Origin of the sequence: Aliiglaciecola sp. CAU 1673 (genome assembly GCF_029223185.1) — a bacterium.
In the GTDB taxonomy this organism is placed as follows: Bacteria; Pseudomonadota; Gammaproteobacteria; order Enterobacterales; family Alteromonadaceae; genus Bowmanella.
Genome location: NZ_JARHUG010000002.1, coordinates 197,646 through 216,585, shown reverse-complemented (window position 1 = coordinate 216,585; position 18,940 = coordinate 197,646). Strand labels below are relative to the sequence as shown.

Annotated in this window: 16 protein-coding genes; 11 read left to right on the top strand and 5 right to left on the bottom strand. The window is 52.5% G+C overall.

Features of this window, described 5'->3' with window-relative positions:
- Window positions 1-30: 30 nt before the first annotated feature.
- From P2G88_RS02760 to P2G88_RS02745, 4 genes are all read right to left on the bottom strand, one after another.
- Entirely contained in the window at window positions 31-1,041 is a 1,011-nt protein-coding gene (locus tag P2G88_RS02760) for an ABC transporter ATP-binding protein (RefSeq protein WP_275794114.1), read from the bottom strand.
- Window positions 1,034-2,650, bottom strand: coding sequence for an iron ABC transporter permease (locus P2G88_RS02755; protein WP_275794113.1), 1,617 nt, complete (start codon window positions 2,648-2,650; stop codon window positions 1,034-1,036). Before P2G88_RS02755 ends, P2G88_RS02760 begins: the two co-directional genes overlap by 8 nt.
- Window positions 2,651-2,699: 49 nt before the next feature.
- Window positions 2,700-3,713 (bottom strand): Fe(3+) ABC transporter substrate-binding protein, encoded by a 1,014-nt coding sequence (locus tag P2G88_RS02750; RefSeq protein ID WP_275794112.1) that lies wholly within the window; start codon window positions 3,711-3,713, stop codon window positions 2,700-2,702.
- 109 nt (window positions 3,714-3,822) lie between these two features.
- Window positions 3,823-4,281 carry a GNAT family N-acetyltransferase gene (locus tag P2G88_RS02745; protein WP_275794111.1) on the bottom strand — a complete coding sequence of 153 codons (459 nt, stop codon included), beginning with the start codon at window positions 4,279-4,281 and terminating at the stop codon, window positions 3,823-3,825.
- 106 nt (window positions 4,282-4,387) lie between these two features.
- Between P2G88_RS02745 and yciH the strand changes: the two genes are divergently transcribed.
- The 4 genes from yciH to pheA all read left to right on the top strand — a co-directional run bounded on the left by yciH (window position 4,388) and on the right by pheA (window position 9,402).
- Window positions 4,388-4,708 (top strand): stress response translation initiation inhibitor YciH, encoded by a 321-nt coding sequence (gene yciH / locus P2G88_RS02740; protein WP_275794110.1) that lies wholly within the window; start codon window positions 4,388-4,390, stop codon window positions 4,706-4,708.
- Window positions 4,709-4,728: 20 nt separating this feature from the next.
- A complete protein-coding gene (locus P2G88_RS02735) occupies window positions 4,729-5,529 on the top strand; it encodes a response regulator (RefSeq protein ID WP_275794108.1) in 801 nt (266 codons plus the stop codon).
- A gap of 129 nt (window positions 5,530-5,658) precedes the next feature.
- On the top strand, window positions 5,659-8,040 hold the full coding sequence (locus tag P2G88_RS02730; RefSeq protein ID WP_275794106.1) for a penicillin acylase family protein: 2,382 nt from the start codon (window positions 5,659-5,661) through the stop codon (window positions 8,038-8,040).
- Window positions 8,041-8,214: 174 nt separating this feature from the next.
- Window positions 8,215-9,402, top strand: coding sequence for a prephenate dehydratase (pheA, locus tag P2G88_RS02725; protein WP_345798869.1), 1,188 nt, complete (start codon window positions 8,215-8,217; stop codon window positions 9,400-9,402).
- A gap of 131 nt (window positions 9,403-9,533) precedes the next feature.
- Here the strand turns inward: pheA and P2G88_RS02720 are convergent, their stop codons facing one another.
- Complete coding sequence (locus P2G88_RS02720; RefSeq protein WP_275794102.1) at window positions 9,534-9,983, bottom strand: hypothetical protein; 450 nt, start codon at window positions 9,981-9,983, stop codon at window positions 9,534-9,536.
- Between the two features lie 205 nt (window positions 9,984-10,188).
- Between P2G88_RS02720 and P2G88_RS02715 the strand changes: the two genes are divergently transcribed.
- The 7 genes from P2G88_RS02715 to P2G88_RS02685 all read left to right on the top strand — a co-directional run bounded on the left by P2G88_RS02715 (window position 10,189) and on the right by P2G88_RS02685 (window position 18,922).
- Window positions 10,189-10,560 (top strand): hypothetical protein, encoded by a 372-nt coding sequence (locus P2G88_RS02715; protein WP_275794100.1) that lies wholly within the window; start codon window positions 10,189-10,191, stop codon window positions 10,558-10,560.
- Window positions 10,561-10,705: 145 nt separating this feature from the next.
- Entirely contained in the window at window positions 10,706-11,962 is a 1,257-nt protein-coding gene (locus tag P2G88_RS02710; RefSeq protein ID WP_275794099.1) for an HlyD family efflux transporter periplasmic adaptor subunit, read from the top strand.
- A 10-nt stretch (window positions 11,963-11,972) separates the two neighbouring features.
- Entirely contained in the window at window positions 11,973-12,677 is a 705-nt protein-coding gene (locus tag P2G88_RS02705; protein WP_275794098.1) for an ABC transporter ATP-binding protein, read from the top strand.
- 8 nt (window positions 12,678-12,685) lie between these two features.
- On the top strand, window positions 12,686-15,109 hold the full coding sequence (locus P2G88_RS02700) for an ADOP family duplicated permease (RefSeq protein WP_275794097.1): 2,424 nt from the start codon (window positions 12,686-12,688) through the stop codon (window positions 15,107-15,109).
- An 81-nt stretch (window positions 15,110-15,190) separates the two neighbouring features.
- Complete coding sequence (locus tag P2G88_RS02695; RefSeq protein WP_275794095.1) at window positions 15,191-16,582, top strand: sigma-54 dependent transcriptional regulator; 1,392 nt, start codon at window positions 15,191-15,193, stop codon at window positions 16,580-16,582.
- The gene (locus tag P2G88_RS02690) at window positions 16,579-17,883 is read left to right on the top strand and encodes an ATP-binding protein (RefSeq protein ID WP_275794093.1); all 1,305 of its coding nucleotides are present in this window, start codon (window positions 16,579-16,581) and stop codon (window positions 17,881-17,883) included. Before P2G88_RS02695 ends, P2G88_RS02690 begins: the two co-directional genes overlap by 4 nt.
- A 133-nt stretch (window positions 17,884-18,016) precedes the next feature.
- On the top strand, window positions 18,017-18,922 hold the full coding sequence (locus tag P2G88_RS02685; protein WP_275794092.1) for a DUF6662 family protein: 906 nt from the start codon (window positions 18,017-18,019) through the stop codon (window positions 18,920-18,922).
- Window positions 18,923-18,940 lie beyond the last annotated feature (18 nt).

Sequence of the window (18,940 nt, the reverse complement as noted above, 5' to 3'; positions counted from 1 at the left end):
CTGCCACAGCCGGGACACTTAAGCATCTGCTTACGCCAGTAGCGTCAAATCGGTTTTGTTTAATGTCAGGTTAACGGCCTGGCCAATCTGTACAAACTGCCTGCCGTGGCAACGAATAAGCAGCTCAGTGCCATCCTCAAGGGCAACCCGACAAAGGCTTTGCGCCCCCTGGTAACTGATGGAAACGATGGTGGCTGGCACGCCGTCATCCCCCATTAACACATCCTCCGGGCGCACCAGACAAACGGATGCCTTTTGTATGTCTTTATTGCCCAAGCCCCCCAACACACAATGCCAGGCGCCAGATTCCTGCCACAGGGGTAACAACGTACCCTTGCCTACAAACCCGGCAACCATGGAATTTGCCGGTCGCTCATACAGGGCCTGCGCACTGCCCCACTGTTGTAATCTGCCCTGGTGCAACACCCCTATTTCATCAGCTATGGCAAAAGCTTCGTTTTGATCATGGGTGACCAATAACGCGCTGATCCCCTCCAACTTCAGAATATCCCTTACCTGTGAGGCCAGACTCTCTCTCAGCTCCAAATCCAGGCCGGAGAAGGGCTCATCCAGCAGCAACAGATCAGGCTTGGGTGCCAAGGCTCTGGCCAACGCAACCCGTTGCTGCTGACCGCCGGAAAGCGCATGACTGTAGCGCTTGCCCAGCGATTGCATGCCCACCATTTCCAGCAACTGTTCGACCCTGGCTTGGCTGGCACCGCTGCCCTTATCTTTCAGTCCAAAGGACACGTTTTGCGCCACGGTAAGATGAGGAAACAAGGCAAAGTCCTGAAAGACCATTCCGATACGCCGCTTCTCTGGCGCCAGCATGGTTTCATTGCTGGTGACCAGACGTTCGTGCAACAGGATCTCACCGGCTACAGGCCTTTCAAAACCAGCGATGGCACGCAAGATAGAGGATTTACCGCAGCCAGACGGTCCCAACAAGCAGCCAATGCCACCATTGGGAATGGCAAACGACACATCAGAAACCACCTGATGCTGGCCATAAGCAAGACATAATCCATCGATCTTAAGCATCGGCAGTCTCCATGGATGTGGCTTTTTCGATGGCACGGGACAAGATGATCACGGGGAATATGCCCACCAGCAAAATAGTCAACGCGGGCAAAGCCGCATCGGCGAGGCGTTCATCGGAGGCCATTTCATAAGCACGGATGGCCAGCGTATCGAAATTAAAGGGACGCAGGATCAGCGTGGCAGGCAACTCTTTTAACACATCCACAAAGACCAACAATAACGCACCCAGCAGACTTGGCGTTAGCAGCGGCAAATGAATACGGGTTAACACGCCCTGGGGACTCAGGCCCAATGTGCGTCCGGCCTGGTCCATACTGGGCTTTATCCGCTCAAGACCGGCTTCAACCTGATGCAAGGCCACTGCTAAAAAGCGCACCGCATAAGCCAATATCAGGGCAAATACAGTACCTGACAACAACAGGCCAGTGCTTATTCCCAGCCAGGATTGCATCAGCGCATCCAAGGTTTTGTCAAACCAGACAAGGGGCACCATGGTGCCTACCGCGATAACTGTGCCGGGAATGGCATAACCCATGGCCACCAGCGTGACGGGAGCATGTACCCAACGGCTCGCACTGAGGCGACGGGCGTAGGCAAAAATGAGCGCTACCAACAAGATCACCAGTGCCGCCAGAGCCGCCAGCGAAAAACTATTCCAAGCCAAGGCCAAGAAGCGCGAATTCCAGTGCCCCTCTGCGGTTAACCAGGCCCAGTGGATCAGCATGCAGACCGGGAGCAAAAAACCCAGCGTGACAGGCAAAGCACAAAATAGCCACAGCCACAGCGCTTTGAAGCCCGAAGCCGGTACCCGTTTAACCTGATGCTGTCCACCCAGATGGAAATAGCGTACCTTGCGCCGCGACCAGCGCTCGAGCAGCAACAGGAGTAAGACAAAACTGCAGAGCAACGCTGAAAGCTGCGCGGCGGCCAGCCCATTCCCCAAACCAAACCAGGTGCGAAAAATGCCGGTAGTAAAAGTACTGATGCCGAAGTACTGTACAGTTCCGTAGTCGGCCAACGCCTCCATCATGGCCAAGGCAGTACCGGTCAGAATAGCCGGTCTCGCCAGGGGAACAGCCACTTTTACAAAATGCGCAAAGGGCGAAAGTCCCGCCACCCGACTGACCTCCAGCAGGCTTTGCGATTGCTCCCGAAAGGCGGTCTTGGCAAGCATAAACACATAGGGATACAACACCAGCACCAGCATCAATATGGCGCCGTGTAAAGAACGGATTTCCGGAAACCAGTAATCCCCATAGCCCCAACCAAAAACCTCGCGCAAGGCTGTTTGCAGCGGTCCGGCGAAATCCAGCAGGCCGGTGTAAGAATAAGCAATGATATAGGCTGGCATGGCCAGTGGCAGTAGCAACAACCACTGTAATGGTCGGCGGCCCCAAAATTCATAATGATGGCAACACCAGGCTAAACAGGTGCCCAGCACTAAGGTGCCCGCACCGACACCAAAAGCCAATATGAGACTGTTTTTGACATAGTCACTGAGCACGGTCTCGGCCAGATGCTGCCACACCTGCCACTGTGGCTGTAGGAGACTAAGCAGCACCACCAATACAGGCAGGGCCAGCACTAAGGCTGGCCCGATGGTAAGCATGCCCCAAAGCCCGGGGCCTGAGTGCGGGCGTTTTAGTATCAAGACAAGCCTACTTCCAACCGGCTTTGTCCATCAGTTTCAGCGCAGTGGCATTTTGCGCCCCGACTTTGTCGAGAGGGATGTTTTCGGCTTTAAATTCTCCAAATGACTTAAGGACATCACTTTGCTCAACATCACTGCGTAGCGGGTATTCGCCGTTATGCTCGGCATACCAGGCCTGAGCTTCTTTACTCAGCATAAAATCAAGCAATGCCTGGGCATTGGCTTTGTTTGGGGCATGACGGGTGATCCCCGCACCGGAGATATTGATATGGGTGCCACGATCGCCCTGATTGGGCCAAAGCACCTTAACCTTATTGGCAGCTTCCACCTCCTGACTGTCGGCGCTGTTTAGCATCCCAGCCAGATAATAGGTGTTGGCAATGGCAATATCGCATTGCCCGGCCGCCACGGCTTTGATCTGATCCCGATCGCCGCCTTTGGGCGGACGGGCAAAGTTGGCAACCAGGCCCTTAGCCCAGTTCAAGGTGTTTTCTTCACCAAGCTGCTCAATCATGGCAGAGACCATCGACTGGTTATAAATATTGCTGGAGGAACGCACGCAGATACGGCCTTTGAAGCGCGCATCGGTGAGTTCTTCCATTGTCGTCAGCTGCTTTACATCCACGCGTTCAGGCGCATACATAATGGGGCGTGCACGAATGGTCAGGGCAATCCACTGTTGATCGGCATCACGCAGGTGGGTGGGTACCTGACGTTCAATCTCTTCAGATTGCACCGCTTGCAGTAAGCCCAACTCTTTGGCGCGCACCAAACGACCAACATCTGTGGTCACCAGCATATCTGCAGGGCTGAACTTACCTTCATTGGCAATGCGGGAAATCAGGGCATCGGCATCACCGGTGATTAAATTTACCTTAATACCGCTTTGAGCACTGAACTGGTCCAAAACCGGCTTGATCAAGGCTTCCTTGCGGGCAGAATACAAATTGACTTCATTGGCTTGCACCAGAGGGACAACCAGAACAGAGCAAATCGTCAGCGCCAGGAATTTTTTTAACATGATGATCCTTATTTAGAACAAAGAATGGCAAGCATACTATCGCCAATGCGAACCATTCTCAATATCACTCAAGTGCATTAACCGCAGGAAATAGACATGTGAACCCGGTTCAGCCTTTTTTACTCTGATACATGTAATACTGGCACTCTTCCATCCCCAGCTTTTGATAGGTAGCCTGGGCAGGCAGATTTTCCTTCTCTACATACAGACGGAAACCACACACATTGCCCTGCTCTGTTGCCATTTCTTTGACCTTCTCATACAAAGCGGAGTAAATGCCCTGGCGGCGGCAATCGGGACGCACATAAACGCTTTGGATCCACCAGAACAGACTGTTGCGCCAATCGCTCCATTCATAGGTCACCATCAAGCTACCCACCAACTGTCCCTCGCGTTCGGCCACCAGATAGAAACCATATTGTGGTTGATTTAACAGGCCGGCCACGCCATTACCCAAAACATTTTCATCCAGGCGTTTACCTTCGGTTTCCAGGGCCATAGCCTGATTAAACTGGGTAAGGGCTTGTTGATCGGAGGGCACTGCGGCGCGAATAGAATACGTAGTCATATGGAACATTGGTTCGTTGTTGTGGGTTGATTCTATCCTATTGATACCCTGTAAAAAACCTGGTTTCTTGGTACACTTGCCGCAAATTTTCAACAGTGCTTGGATCATGAAAGAGAACAATCTGGTCTATTCTACCGAGACAGGCCGTATTAAATCAGAAGCCCCCACCAACGCCGTGCCAAGTGGCGATGGGATCGCCCGCATCCGGCGCGAAACCAAAGGCCGCAAAGGTAAAGGGGTAACCACTGTCAGTGGTGTGTTAATGGCGGAAACAGAGCTTAAAATGCTGTGCGCCGAACTCAAGAAGCTCTGCGGTACCGGCGGTACACTGAAAGACAATGTAATTGAAATCCAGGGCGACCACCGTGACAAAATCAAGGCCGCACTGGAGAAGAAGGGCCTGCAGGTCAAACTGGCCGGTGGCTAACATTTAGTAAAGGATAAGTCATGGTTTCCATCTCCCGCTCCGAGCTCCAAATTCTGTTGGTAGAGCCATCGGATACACAACGAAAGATCATCAGCAATATGCTCGCCAAAGAGCAGATTGGTCGTATCGAAACCGCAGGCTCGGTTAAAGATGCGCTGGATAAGATCCACGCCCATCAACCCGACTTGGTGGTCAGCGCCATGTACTTTGAAGATGGTACGGGCTTGGAGCTGCTGACCCAGATTAAACAAGACAGCAAGACCCAATCGGTGTCTTTTATGCTGGTATCCAGTGAGTTTCGCCCAGCCAAGTTAGAGGAATTTAAGCAAGCGGGCGTCGTCGCCATTTTGCCCAAACCCTTCGAGCCCATTCACCTTAACCGTGCGGTGAACGCCACCTTGGACTTGATCAATACCGAAGAGTTGGAACTGGAGTTGTTCGATATCGCCGAAGTGCGGGTGCTGTTAGTGGACGACAGCCGCCTGGCGCGCAACCATATCCGCCGGGTGCTGGAGGGCATGGGCCTGGAGAAAATCACCGAAGCGGAAAATGGTGCTCAGGCGCTGACTCTGCTTAAAGATTTTACCTTCGATCTGCTGGTCACCGATTACAATATGCCGGAGATGGATGGTCGCGAACTGTCCGAGTTTGTGCGCTTTAATCCCGATACCGCCCATATTCCCATCATTATGGTTACCTCCGAGGCCAACAGCGCGCATATGGCCAATATCCAGCAAACCGGCGTCAATGCCTTGTGCGACAAACCCTTCGAGCCTGCCGAAGTACGTAAGATGCTCTCCACCCTGCTCGGGCATGTCTGATTTATAAGCGCCCCCCTCACTGTGGGGCGCCTTTACTAGCCAACCTTATTAATCCTTCGTAAGATGACTTCTGCAACTTGCTAAGTGCAGGTAAAACCTAGAGGTTTAATTCAAAAGAAGGAACTCACTGTGGCTAAGCTCTCCAAGCGATTGTTTCAGATCGCCCTGGCTCTTCTGCTGTTGTTGATACTGATGATATTGGCAGGCTATGGCGTACTGCGAGCCAGCCTACCGCAATTGGAAGGTGAGCAAGTCTTACCGGGCTTGCAAGGACAAGTCAGCATTGAGCGGGACGCCGGTGGCATGGCCGTGTTGCATGCCGAGGATCGCATCGACTTAGCCCGGGCCCTTGGCTATGTGCATGGACAGGACCGATTCTTTCAGATGGATCTGCTAAGGCGCAGCGCCGCCGGTGAGTTATCAGCATTATTTGGCGAAGCAGCATTAGAAAGAGATAAAGAGATCCGTCTGCATCGCTTCCGTCATCGTGCACAAGATCAGTTACAACGCCTGCCAGGTGAGCATTTGCGATTGGTTGAGGCTTATGCCGAAGGGGTTAACCAAGGACTTGCCAGCCTTAACGCCAGACCCTTTGAGTATTTCCTGCTTGGCACTAACCCATCGCCATGGCAACCCGCTGACAGCCTGCTAAGCCTGTTTGCCATGTATCTGGATTTGCAATATCACGATGGCAGACGAGAGTTTTCCTTAAGTCTGATGAAAGACGCCCTGCCCTATGATCTCTATCATTTCCTGCATCCTGCAGGCAGTCAGTGGGATGCTACCATTGATGGCAGCGACGCCAGCATCAATCCGCTACCGCAAAGCGCCTGGCCTAAGCGGCAGGGTGACCTCAATGCCAAGACCTCCCCTCCCATGGACGGCGAAGCGGAAGATCTTTTGCCCGGCAGCAACAACTGGGCTGTAGGCGGGGCACTGACCCCCTATGGCAGTGCCATGCTGGCAGACGATATGCACCTGGGTATTCGTGTACCCAATATCTGGTTCAAAGCCCAATTCAACTGGCAACAAGATGGCCAGCAACATCAGGTCACCGGTGTCACCTTACCGGGCACGCCGTTGATGGTGGTAGGCAGCAACACAAAACTGGCATGGGGATTTACCAACAGCTATGGGGATTGGAGCGATCTTATCCGTTTACAGTTGGATGAAAGCGGTCAGCAGTATCTGACCCCTGAGGGATATCAGTCTTTTACCCTGGCAGAAGAGGAAATCGCCGTTAAAGATCAACCTGCCTTCAAGCATGTGGTAAGAGAAACCATCTGGGGCCCGGTAATTGGAGAAGACGCTTCGGGCAATCTGCTGGCCTATCGCTGGGTAGCCCATGATCCGCAGGGCGCTAATCTGAACTTGATGAACCTGGAAACCGCCAAAGATGTGTATGAAGGCGCCAAAGTCGGTGCCAGTGCCGGTATTCCCGCACAAAACCTGATGATGGCAGATGCAAAGGGCAATATCGGTTGGACCATTGCCGGACCAATGCCTGTCCGAATTGGCTACAGCGGCGACTACATCAGCGATTGGAGCGATGGCAGTCAGCGTTGGGACGGCTATCTGAGTGAAGATGAGTATCCCAGGATCATTAACCCTGAGCATCATCGCCTGTGGACCGGCAACTCACGGGTAGTCGGTGGCGAGATGTACGACAAAATTGGCAATGGCGGTTATGCCCTTGGGGCACGTAGCAAACAAATCCGTGATGACTTGTTCGAAAAACAACATTTTACCGAACAGGATTTACTGGCCATCCAGCTTGACGATGAAGCCATTTTTCTCACGCCCTGGCGCAATTTGTTGCTGCGTGAAGTACTGCCCCGCTCTTCCCATCGGCACAAAGAACGGCTTACACAGGTACTGGAAAACTGGTCGGGTCATGCCAGCATAGAAGATTTGGGCTATCTGGTGGTGCGTCAGTTCCGCTTGCAGGTGCGCGATAAGGTTTATCGTCCACTGAATAACGCCATGACTGACCAATCACAGCATTTTAACTTCAATGCCGTGCGTAATCAGTTGGAAGCACCGCTTTGGCAACTGGTGTCGGAGCGCCCCAATCATCTGCTCCCGGCTGATTACGATAGTTGGAATGAATTACTGGAAAACGCCCTGGGGCGAAGCTTAAGTGAGTTGGATAAGCAATATGGCGACTGGCGGGATCTGACCTGGGGTGAATTTAACAAGGTACAAATCCAACACCCCATGAGCCGCTTTGTACCGCTATTGGGCAAGCTTACCGATATGCCGCAAGAGCCACAGGCTGGCGATACTTTTATGCCAAGAGTCGCGCGCGGGGATTTTGGCTCGTCACAGCGATTGGTGGTTTCCCCTGGGCATGAAGACAAAGCCATATTCCATATGCCGTCCAGCCAAAGTGGGCATCCCCTTTCGCCTTTCTTTGGCAAAGGCCACGAAGCCTGGCGCAGCGGTACTTCGCAACCACTGTTACCTGGCCCGGTTACCCATAAATTGCAACTGATGCCGAACAACAGTTGACAAGCTACGACGGGCACAATAGATTCGAGAGCATGAAAGCGACAAATTTTGCCTTTACCCTGTTTTTTACCTCACCCGACTCGGGAGGTTAATGGCTGGGTAAAAGCCATAAGTTAGAAACCTCCCCCTCGGGAGGTTTTTTCGTTTTGGGGCCAAGAAAATAATCAAGGGGACATGATGACAGACTACCAAGCACAGCTAAACGGGATCCGACAACAGATCAGCCACTTGGATGGCGAGCTGTTGGCTTTGTTGGCCAAACGCCAGGGCCTGACCAACGAAGTAGCAGAAACCAAAATCAAAGCCCATATGCAGGTGCGCGATGCCGCGCGTGAAGAAGCGCTGCTGATCAAGCTTATCCAGCAAGGACAGGCATTGGGCCTTACCCCACAATATGTCACCGCACTGTTTCATGTGATTATCGAAGACTCGGTACTCAATCAACAGATGCTGCTGGCCCAGCGCGCTAATCCTGACAATGCCCAGCCCCTTAATCGCGTGGCCTTTTTGGGTGACAAAGGCTCCTACAGCTATTTAGCCACACAGAAATACTTTGCCCGTCGTCCCGGCGAACTGCATGAAATTGGCTGCCAGAGTTTCAGCGAAATCATTGATACCGTGGAGTCCGGTGAAGCCGATTATGCGGTGCTGCCCATTGAAAACACCTCATCTGGCAGTATTAACGAAGTCTATGACGTGCTGCAGCATACCAGTCTGTCCATTATCGGTGAGCTGACCCACCCGGTGGAGCATGCGCTGTTGGTAGCTACCGATACCGACATCAGCCAGCTGAAAACCCTGTACGCCCATCCCCAGGTATTTGCACAGTGCAGTTTGTATCTGTCGAGTCTTGGCCTTGAACATAAAGTGATGGATGCCAGCTCTGCCGCCATGGCTAAGGTAGCCGAACTCAAAGATCCCAGCGTAGCCGCCATCGCCAGCGCCGCAGGCGGTAGCCTGTACGGCCTGCAAGCGATTAAATCCAATATCGCTAACCAGAAAGAAAACCATAGCCGCTTTATTGTTATTGCCCGAAAAGCGGTCAGCGTGCCACTGCAGATCCCGGCCAAAACCACCTTGGTGATGAGTACCGTGCAAAAGCCAGGTGCCCTGGTGGAAGCCCTGCTGGTTCTCAGGGACAATCAGATCAATATGACCAAGCTGGAATCCCGGCCAATCACCGGTAACCCTTGGGAAGAAATGTTTTATATCGATGTGGAGGGCAATCTGCAGGACGGTCCGATGCAAACAGCCCTGGAGCAACTGAAAGGTATGACCCGCTACCTGAAAGTGTTGGGCTGCTACCCCAGCGAGCAGATTAGCCCCACCCGTGTGGCCGCCGCCAAAGCCCTGCAGCAGTAATCATTGGGGGGCAGAATCATTAGGGGTCACATTAGGGGTCAGGTCTTGAAATTTGCAGTATTGCTGCAAATTTCAAGACCTGACCCCGTTCCAAAAGCTACACTTCGTCGAAACGGAAATACGATCACGCATTAGAACTTCTCTTTGGCTTTTTCCCAGGCCTCAGCGAGTTTTTCGTAAGCATCGGCAAAGCCGGCTTTGAGTTCACCCCAAGCCCCGCTTGAACTGTCTTTCATCTTAGCCAGCCAATCGGCTAATTCGGCCCGTTGGACTTTCAACTTATCCAAAAAGGCCTGGCGCTCCTGTCGGGTTGACTCATCCAGATCCTGCCACTGTTCCGCTAATTGCTTGTCCAGTTTGTCGATGCGCTCATCAAGCTTTTCCAGCGCTTCAGCGGTTTTGGCAATGGCTTGCTCTTTTTGTTCGGCCGAATACGCTTTGATGGCCTGCATTAATTCTTCGGTTTCTTTTCTGACTTCTTCAAGGTTGGAGGTGCTTTGTTCAGCCATCAATGATGGCGCCCATAGTTGTGCCGTGGTCGCGATCATCATCGCGGCAAAAATACTGAGGGGTTTCGTCATCTTTAAATCCTTGGTCAGTGCTCAAGCCAATAATGCCATTGTGCTTCCTTATAAATGGGGATAGGCAGAGAAATAGCAAGCCATGGGACGGATAAAGAGGAGTCAACAAAGGCGCTATCAGGTATTTAATAAAAATTTTGGGGATATGGGGACAATTGCCAAGACCTCATGTCAGACTGAGTACTTTGAATAATTTGCCGCCCTTATGACCAAAACCACCAAAGCTGTTCTGCTCAGTGCCCTGTTGCTTCCCGGTTCGGGACAACTGTTACTAAAACGTTATTTTACTGGCGTGGCTTTTATTGTTATCGCGCTGTTTTCAGTGACTGTAGTTCTTTCTGCGGCCCTGGAGCAGGCGCAGGAAATAGCCAATCAGATCCTGCAAGGCAAGATAGCACCTGATTCTGCGGCCATTGCAGAGGCCTTGGCGCAACAGTCACAACAAGCCGATAGCACCATGCTACAACTTTGCACCTATCTTTTGATTGCCAACTGGGCCATCAGTATCCTCCATGCGCTGTGGATTGGTTACAAGTCACCCAAGCTTCCGCCCCCTAAACATTCGACGTCCCATTAATGGTACAGGTGCAATTCAAAAAGCGTCCCATTAATGGGATGCCTGTCACCGACAAAAATTTAAATAACCTTATAATTCAATCAGATAACCTTTGGCACGAATACTGCGATAGACACATCATCATTAGCAGTGAACGTGGCAAACCATGGATATCAGGAAAGAAACCGTTAAACCCGCACACTGGCGCAAATTTCTGCTGCCGGCAGCAGGTCTGTGCCTACTCGGCGGCATTTATTGGGCAAGTCAGTCCTATTTAACCGGCGGTTATATGGTCAAACAGGACAACCTGCTACTTGGCGAAGTGCAGCAGGGCCCCATGCAGGTTACCGTGCGTGGCGCAGGTGTACTGGTGCCTCGCGATGTGCGTTGGATCGCGGCCACCGTAGAAGGGCGCGTGGAGCGTATTTTAGTCAAGCCCGGCGCACTGGTCAGTAAGGGTGAAATGCTGCTTGAAATGAGCAACCCGCTGCTGAACCAGCTGGCCGAAGAAACACAGTGGGAACTCGAGGCACTACAAGCGCAAAGTCATGCGCTGAAAGTGGAACTCGAGTCAGTACTGTTGGACCAACAAGCCTCCCTGCTCAATGCCAAGCTGAATTATGAAAGCGCCAAGCTTAAGCTCGAAGCGGAAACCGAACTACTCAATAAGGGCATGGGCACGGTATCGATGCTGGAGTATAAAAACAGTCAGCTTAACACCCAGCAATTTCTGGAGCGCTGGGATATCGAAAAAGCACGGCTGGCCAAGATGAAGGAAAACCTGGAGGCACAGTTAAGCGCCCAGGCAGCCAAGGTCGCCAAATTGCAAAAGACCCTGGAGCGGGCACAGGAACAAGTGGACTCGTTACAAGTGCGAGCCTCCATCGACGGTGTGTTACAAGCGCTGCCTTTAGAGCCCGGTCAGCAGGTATTGCTGGGTGGCAATATTGCCAAATTGGCACGCCAGGATGTGCTGTTGGCTGAGCTTAAGATCCCAGAATTACAAATTCGCGATGTACGCATTGGTCAGCGAGTGGAAATCGACACCCGCAACAGCAAGATAGAAGGCCAGGTCATGCGCATTGATCCGGCAGTAGACAAAGGTACCGTGCAGGTAGACGTCGCTTTACCCGGCACCCTGCCAAAAGATGCACGGCCGGATCTCAGTATCGAAGGCACCATCGCCATCAGCGAGTTAGACAATGCCCTGTATGTCCCCCGCCCACTGTTTGCACAAAGCCACAGCACCGGAACTTTATATCGCCTCTCGCCTGATGGCAGCGTGGCAGAGCGGGTTCAGGTGACCTTTGGCATTGGCTCCAGTCAGTTTATTGAAATCAAGCAAGGCCTCCCTGTTGGCGCCCAGGTCATTTTGTCCGACCCCAGCGCCTGGGAAAGCTATCAAACCATTCGTATCAACTAAGGATAAAATCATGAATAAGCCCCTGTTGGAACTAAAGCAAATTAAAAAAGTTTTCCACACCGACGAAGTGGAAACCCATGCCCTGGACAATATTAGTCTGGTGATTGAGAAGGGTGAGTACGTCTCTATCTCCGGTCCTTCCGGCTGCGGCAAGTCAACCCTACTGTCTTTGCTTGGCCTGTTGGATGACTCCAGCGACGGCAGTTACAAGCTTCAGGGCAACGAAGTCAGCAGCCTTAGCAACAGTGAAAAGGCAGTTATCCGCAATCAGCATATTGGTTTCGTATTCCAGGCCTTTAACCTGATTAGCGATCTGACGGTAGAAGAGAATGTAGAACTGCCCCTGACCTATCGTAAAGATCTCTCCAAAGCCGAGCGCAAAGCTTGGGTGGCAGAGGCCCTTGAGAAAGTGGATATGAGCCATCGAGCCAAACACTACCCGTCGCAGCTTTCTGGTGGCCAACAACAGCGTGTTGCCGTAGCCCGGGCTATCGCCGGTCGTCCGGCCATCCTGCTGGCGGACGAGCCGACTGGCAACTTGGACTCAAAGAATGCCGAAGCGGTAATGGCATTGCTGGATAAATTACATCAGGACGGCGCCACTATTTGCATGGTCACCCACGATCCGCGCAGCGCCGAACGTGCCAAACGCAAGGTGGAGCTTTTTGATGGCAAGGTGGTAGCCGATGATGTCACTCAGATGGCTGCGGCCTAGGAGGCATAATGAACAGCTTTTTGGATTTTAAATACGCTTTGCGCCTGTTGTTGCGCAACCCAGGCTTTAGCCTATTGGCGCTGCTAGTGATAACCGCCGGAATGGCCATCTCCATCTACCTGTATTCCTTTCTTAACAGCATGATGATTAAGCCACTGCCCTTTGCCGAAGGCGAGCGCATGGTAGTGGTAGATAGCTTGGTCAACGGCACACAGTTCAACGGTGGCTCCATGGAGCTGCATGATGCGTCAGAGTTAAAAAGCCGCCTGCAAAGTCTGGATGAAATGGGCCTGTATTTTAACGGCACGGCCAATGTCAGTGGCAATGATGCGGCGCGCCGCTTTCTGGGTACCTTTACCGAGCCTCATATGTTCAGCTTTACCCAAACTCAACCATTACTTGGCCGTACCTTTACCGCGCAGGAAGCGCTCGAGGGAGCCAAACCTGTGGTGGTATTGGGCTATGATACCTGGCAGGCCCACTTTGCCGGTGATCCTGCCATTCTTGGACGACTGGTAAAGATCAACGGTGAGATGACCGAGGTCATAGGTGTCATGCCTTCTGGCTACGAATTCCCGGAGCGCACTGAACTTTGGCTGCCTTTGAAAAAAACCGTCCTCAACACCAACCGTGGTGAAATCTCCGTGGCCATGTTTGCCAAACTAAAACCCGGTGTCAGTATGGCGGCTGCCAATGAAGAGGTCCGTAGCATTTTTAAAGAGGTAGAAGCCAAATTCCCTCAAACTAATGCGGGTCGCAGTGGGTACGTCACCACCTATGCCATGTCAGTGCAGGGTAGCGGCGGTGACATCATTACCATTATGATGTTCAGCGTGGCGGGTTTTATTCTGCTGCTCGCTTGTATCAATGTGGGCAACCTGTTGTTGGCCCGTGCCAATGAGCGTGCAAAAGAAGTGGCCATCCGAGTCGCCCTTGGCGCTCCCCGTCATCGTTTGGTCATGCAGATGATGTGGGAAAGCCTGATCATCTGTGTCAGTGGTGCAGTCTTGTCATTACTTCTGGCCGGCTGGGCATTGGATATCTCCACCGAGGTGGTGACCACCTTCGTCGATGGCAAACCCTTCTACTGGTGGAAGTTTGGCCTGGACAGCGACACCATGATTGCGACAGCGTTAATCACTGTGTTTACCATTTTCATGACCGGCATGCTGCCAGCCTTAAAAGCCAGCAAAAGCAATGTTAATAGTGCCCTTCGTGACGGCACCCGCGGCGCCTTGAGCAAAAAAGAAGGTCGCGCTGCCAAGATCCTGGTGACCATGGAAGTCGCACTGTCCAGCGCCGTACTTATTCTGGCGGGTTTGATGATCATTTCCACTTATCTTGCCACCCATATCGACTATGGAGTACAAACAGATAATCGTCTGACCGCCCGCATAGGATTAACCACTGACCTCTATGAGGAACCAACGGCACAAGTCAGATTCTTTGAAAGCCTGAAGCAGGAACTGCAGAGCCAGTCCAGCATTAAGGCTGTCAGCTTGTTCAGCACTTTGCCCGGCAACTACGCCTGGGGGCCAAACGTCAGGATTGAAGATCAGGAAGACAGCGGCAAGGACTATCCCCGATACAACTTCGTCAGTGTGTTGCCCGGCTCTTTGGCACCGGTCGGCATTGATCTGATTGAAGGCCGCTACCTGACAGATACCGACAACGCTGACAGCCTTGATGTAGTCCTTATCACCCAGTCTCTGGCTGATAAATACTGGCCGGGTCAATCCGCCATCGGCAAGCGCCTGCAAATTGCAGATAATGGCAATGATACCCCCTGGCGCACCGTAGTGGGCGTGATTGAACATGTGATCCATGGTCAGCCCACCAGCCATGCCCTGACCATGCCCAGCATCTATGCGCCTGTTGCACAATCGCCAAGCAGCTTCTTGTCAGTGGTGATTGAACATCAGGGCAACGAACAGCAAGCCCTGAAACAGTTGGATATCGCCCTCAAGCGCCTGGATCGTGAGATCCCTGCCTACAACATCAAAAGTTACCAACAAGTGCTTGATCGCAACACCGCAGGCATTGGCTTCGCCAGCAAAATGTTCCTGGTGTTTGGGGTTGTCACGCTGCTACTGGCTATCAGCGGCATTTATGGTGTTATGTCCAATACAATCACCCGCCGGACCCAGGAAATTGGCGTGCGCCGAGCCTTGGGCGCGCAGGATAGCGATGTGATTAAGCTCTACGCCTGGCAAGGTGCCAAGCAACTGATGATTGGTCTGGTGATTGGACTGGGACTGGCCATGGCTATCGGCTTGTCCCTGGCAGAAATGCTGCGGACCCCGGACTGGGTTCTGTCTGGCTTGTTTATCGGCATTCCTCTGCTGATTGCAGTGGTAGTCATGATGGCTACGTTGGTACCTACCTTCAAAGCCCTGCGTTTGCATCCCAGTGCAGCCCTTCGCTATGAGTAAACGAGTTCAGGGGCGATTGCCCCTGGCTTGCCAGATAAAAAAGCTCTAGGCTAGTGCCATTCCAAAAAAGCAATAATGCCAATGCAAAGCAACGACAAAGCGGCCGCCAAGATTTTGGTGGCCGATGATGATCAGGCCATTCTTTCCTCTCTACGTATTTTACTGCGTAGCGAAGGCTTCGAGGTACAAACCTGTTCCACCCCGGCCGAGGCCGAATTTTACGTCAAACAACAGCAGTGGGACCTGGCCCTGCTGGATTTGAATTACGGCATGGATACCACCTCTGGCAAGGAAGGCATGGCCCTGATAGCCAAACTCAGAGAGCTGGATGAACAGCTTCCAATAGTGGTCATGACCGGCTGGGCCAGCATTGAACTGGCGGTGGCATGCATGCAAAATGGCGCCGGGGATTTTGTACAAAAGCCCTGGGAGAACACACGCTTACTAACGACCCTGCGTAACCAGCTGCAATTGGCCGGACAACGCCGCCAGTCGGCCCGTCTGCAGGAAGAAAATCAACTGCTGAAAAAGCAGTTGCAACAAGGTAGCAGCAGTCAACTGGTAGCCGAATCTCCCCTGATGAAGCGTCTGCTCGAACAATTGTTGCAGGCGGCGGCAGTGGATATCAATATTTTGATCCTGGGCGAGAACGGCACCGGCAAAAGCCTGTTGGCGGAGTATATTCACCAGCACTCGGCCCGGCGCGACGGACCGCTGATCCAGGTCAATATGGGCGCCATTCCGGAAAATCTGTTTGAAAGTGAGATGTTCGGTCATGTGCGAGGCGCCTTTACGGATGCCAAGCAAACCCGCATCGGTCGCTTCGAATTGGCCGATGGCGGCAGCCTGTTCCTGGATGAAATTGGCAATATTCCATTGGGCCAGCAGAGCAAACTGTTACGTGTTTTGGAGCAGCATAGCTTTGAAAAAGTCGGCGCCCAGCAAACTCAGCAGGTGAATGTGCGGGTGATCTGCGCCACTAACGCCGATCTCAACAGCATGGTCAGCCAGGGACAGTTTCGCCAGGATTTACTCTACCGGCTTAACAGCCTGGTAGTGGAAATACCCCCTCTGCGCAGGCGGGTAGAGGACATTGCCCCCATGGCGGCGCTTTTCCTGAAAAGCGCCTGTGCGCGCTACAAGAAAACGCAACTAACACTGAGCGAAGGGGCGCAGAAGACCTTGGAGCAATATGACTGGCCCGGCAATATCCGAGAGCTGGCTCATTGTATCGAGCGCGCTGTGGTGCTTTGTCAGGGGCAAAGCATTGAGCCAGAGCACTTGCAGTTAAGCCCGGTGAAAGCTTTAGCAACCGAGACTATGGAATTTGAAGAGCAATCTTTGGATGATATCGAACGGCAAGTGATAAAGGCCCGGCTTAGCCACTACCAGGGTAATATGCAAGAGTGTGCCCGCTCCCTGGGCCTTAGCCGCAGCGCGTTCTACCGCCGCCTGGAGAAATACCAGCTGTGAGCAATCTGTATCGCCAGTTGCTGGGCCTTTTTTTGCTGGCTAGTCTGCCTGCCGCCTTAGGCTTTCTGATTCTGCTCTGGCAAATAGAAGTTTCAGTCTATCTGGCAGTACTCTTAAGTCTGCTACTGACGCTGACCATTTTGTACAGCCTGTATAGGCTGCATGAACGCCTGGATCAGCAGTTCAATACCCTCTCCAGCCTTATGGAAGCCATGATCAGAGGCGACTTAAGTCTACGGGGCCGGGAAAAGGCCGGCAAAAATGCGCAAACAGCCTTGCTTACCCAGCTCAATGCCTTGGCCGACACCCTCAGTCAGCAGCGGGCGCAGGTGCATGAAACGGCGCTGTTGATGGACAAAATCAACCGCCAAATTGACGTGGCTATTCTGGCTTACGATGACAAGCACAAGATTCAGCTTATAAACGGCAGCTTCTGTCGCTTGCTACAACAAGAGGCTGAAAATCTTAAGGGACAAACATTGAATCAGCTTGGCATTAACAATCTGGCCGATGCCCCCGCCGGCGCAGTGCTGGACTGGGATTTTCCCGGTGCCAAGGGCCAATGGCGTTTGTATCGCGATCACTACCAGTCTGGTGGCCGCCGTCATCATCTGCTGTTTATCACCGATGTACGGCAAATGCTGCGGGCTGCAGAGCGCCGTGCCTGGCAAAGACTGGTGAGGGTGTTAAGTCATGAAATCAATAACAGTCTTGCCCCCATTGCGTCCTTAAGCGACAGCCTTAAACGGCTGCTGGCCAATCAAGACTTTGAGCATCAGGACGATGTGCTCGAGGGCCTGGGGATTATCAGCCAGCGAGCTACATCATTGCAGCGCTTTACCCAAAGCTACAGTCGCCTTACCCATCTGCCTGAGCCGCAGCGGCGCTATCAGCCTTTGCGCCCGATACTGGATAAAGTCGCCGCTATTTTTGGTAGTCAGCGTCTTTCCCTGGTGGGGGAAGATGTGCAATTGCTTTTGGACGCGGACCAATTGGAGCAGCTTCTGATTAACCTGGTGAAGAACGCTTTTGAGGCGATGGTGGACAAGCCTGAGGCGCGAGTGGAGATCCGATGGCATACCGAACATGGTTGGCTGCTTTTGGAAGTGCTGGACAGCGGGCCTGGGATCAGCAATGCAGAGAATTTGTTTACCCCCTTTTACACCACCAAAGCTTCTGGTTCGGGTATTGGTTTAGTGCTGAGCCGTCAGATTGCCGAAGCCCATGGCGGTAGCTTAAGTCTGTCAACCCGCCAAGGTGCGCAAGGCGCCGTAGCCAAATTGCAACTGCCCATGGCTTGATCATTTTACCTTCCGTATTTGCGAATTCTCACCCTCAACCAAAGCATATGATAATCATTTGCATTTATATCCGCATGCGCATATAGTTCGGCTCCTCTTTGGAATACACCAATAACACTGAATGGAGCAATGCATGTCTGTTATCACCCGCCTCTCTCCTCTGGCCACCGCGATTGCCTTGAGCAGCGCGCTGACACTTCCCGCTCAGGCCACCGAAAGCCTGTTTGGTTTTGTAAAAGGCGCGGAGACCTTACCTGAGGGGGCCATCGAGTTGTATCAGGCGATCAAGCGTCGCTCCGACAAGGGGCAAGGCGATTACACAGCCTACAACCTGGCCACTGAACTGGAATATGGTGTCAGCAACAGATTCTCCACAGGTGTCGCTCTGAAAATGCAAAGCCTGGAAACGTCCGGCTTGATTATCGATGGTTACCTTCCCAAAGCGGTAGACAACGGATTAAAGTTTTCTGGTGTCGAAGCTTCAATGAAATATATGTTCTTAAGCCCGGCCAAGGACGATATCGGCCTCTCTGGTTATATGAGCTTCAACTATGACTGGATAGACCCCCACTCCGGCCAGGACAAAGACACCTACTCCCTGGAATCGGAACTACTTTTGCAAAAATATTTCCTTGAAGGAGAGCTGATTTGGGCAGCCAACGGCGGTGTGGAAGCCACCTATGCGGATCGCGCCGAGATTGACGATTTACCCGAAGACTTCGAGTGGCCAACCGATCCTGAAATGGAAATCGAGCTGAAATTTGGCACCGGACTTAGCTACCGATTCGCCCCTAAATGGTTTATCGGTATTGAGACCTTCTATGAAACCGAGTTTGAAACCGAAGTGGGTCAGGAGCGCTGGTCTGTCTTTGCCGGTCCGACCCTGCACTACGGTACGGCCGATTGGTGGGCCACCCTGACCTGGTTCAACCAACTCTCCGGAGGCGGTGAGCAATATGAAAACCAGATGGACGATGATTTGCACCTGATAGAAAAAACAAAAAATGAAGTCAAGTTGGTGGTGGCTTACAACTTCTGAGAAATCTGCCCGGGTCTG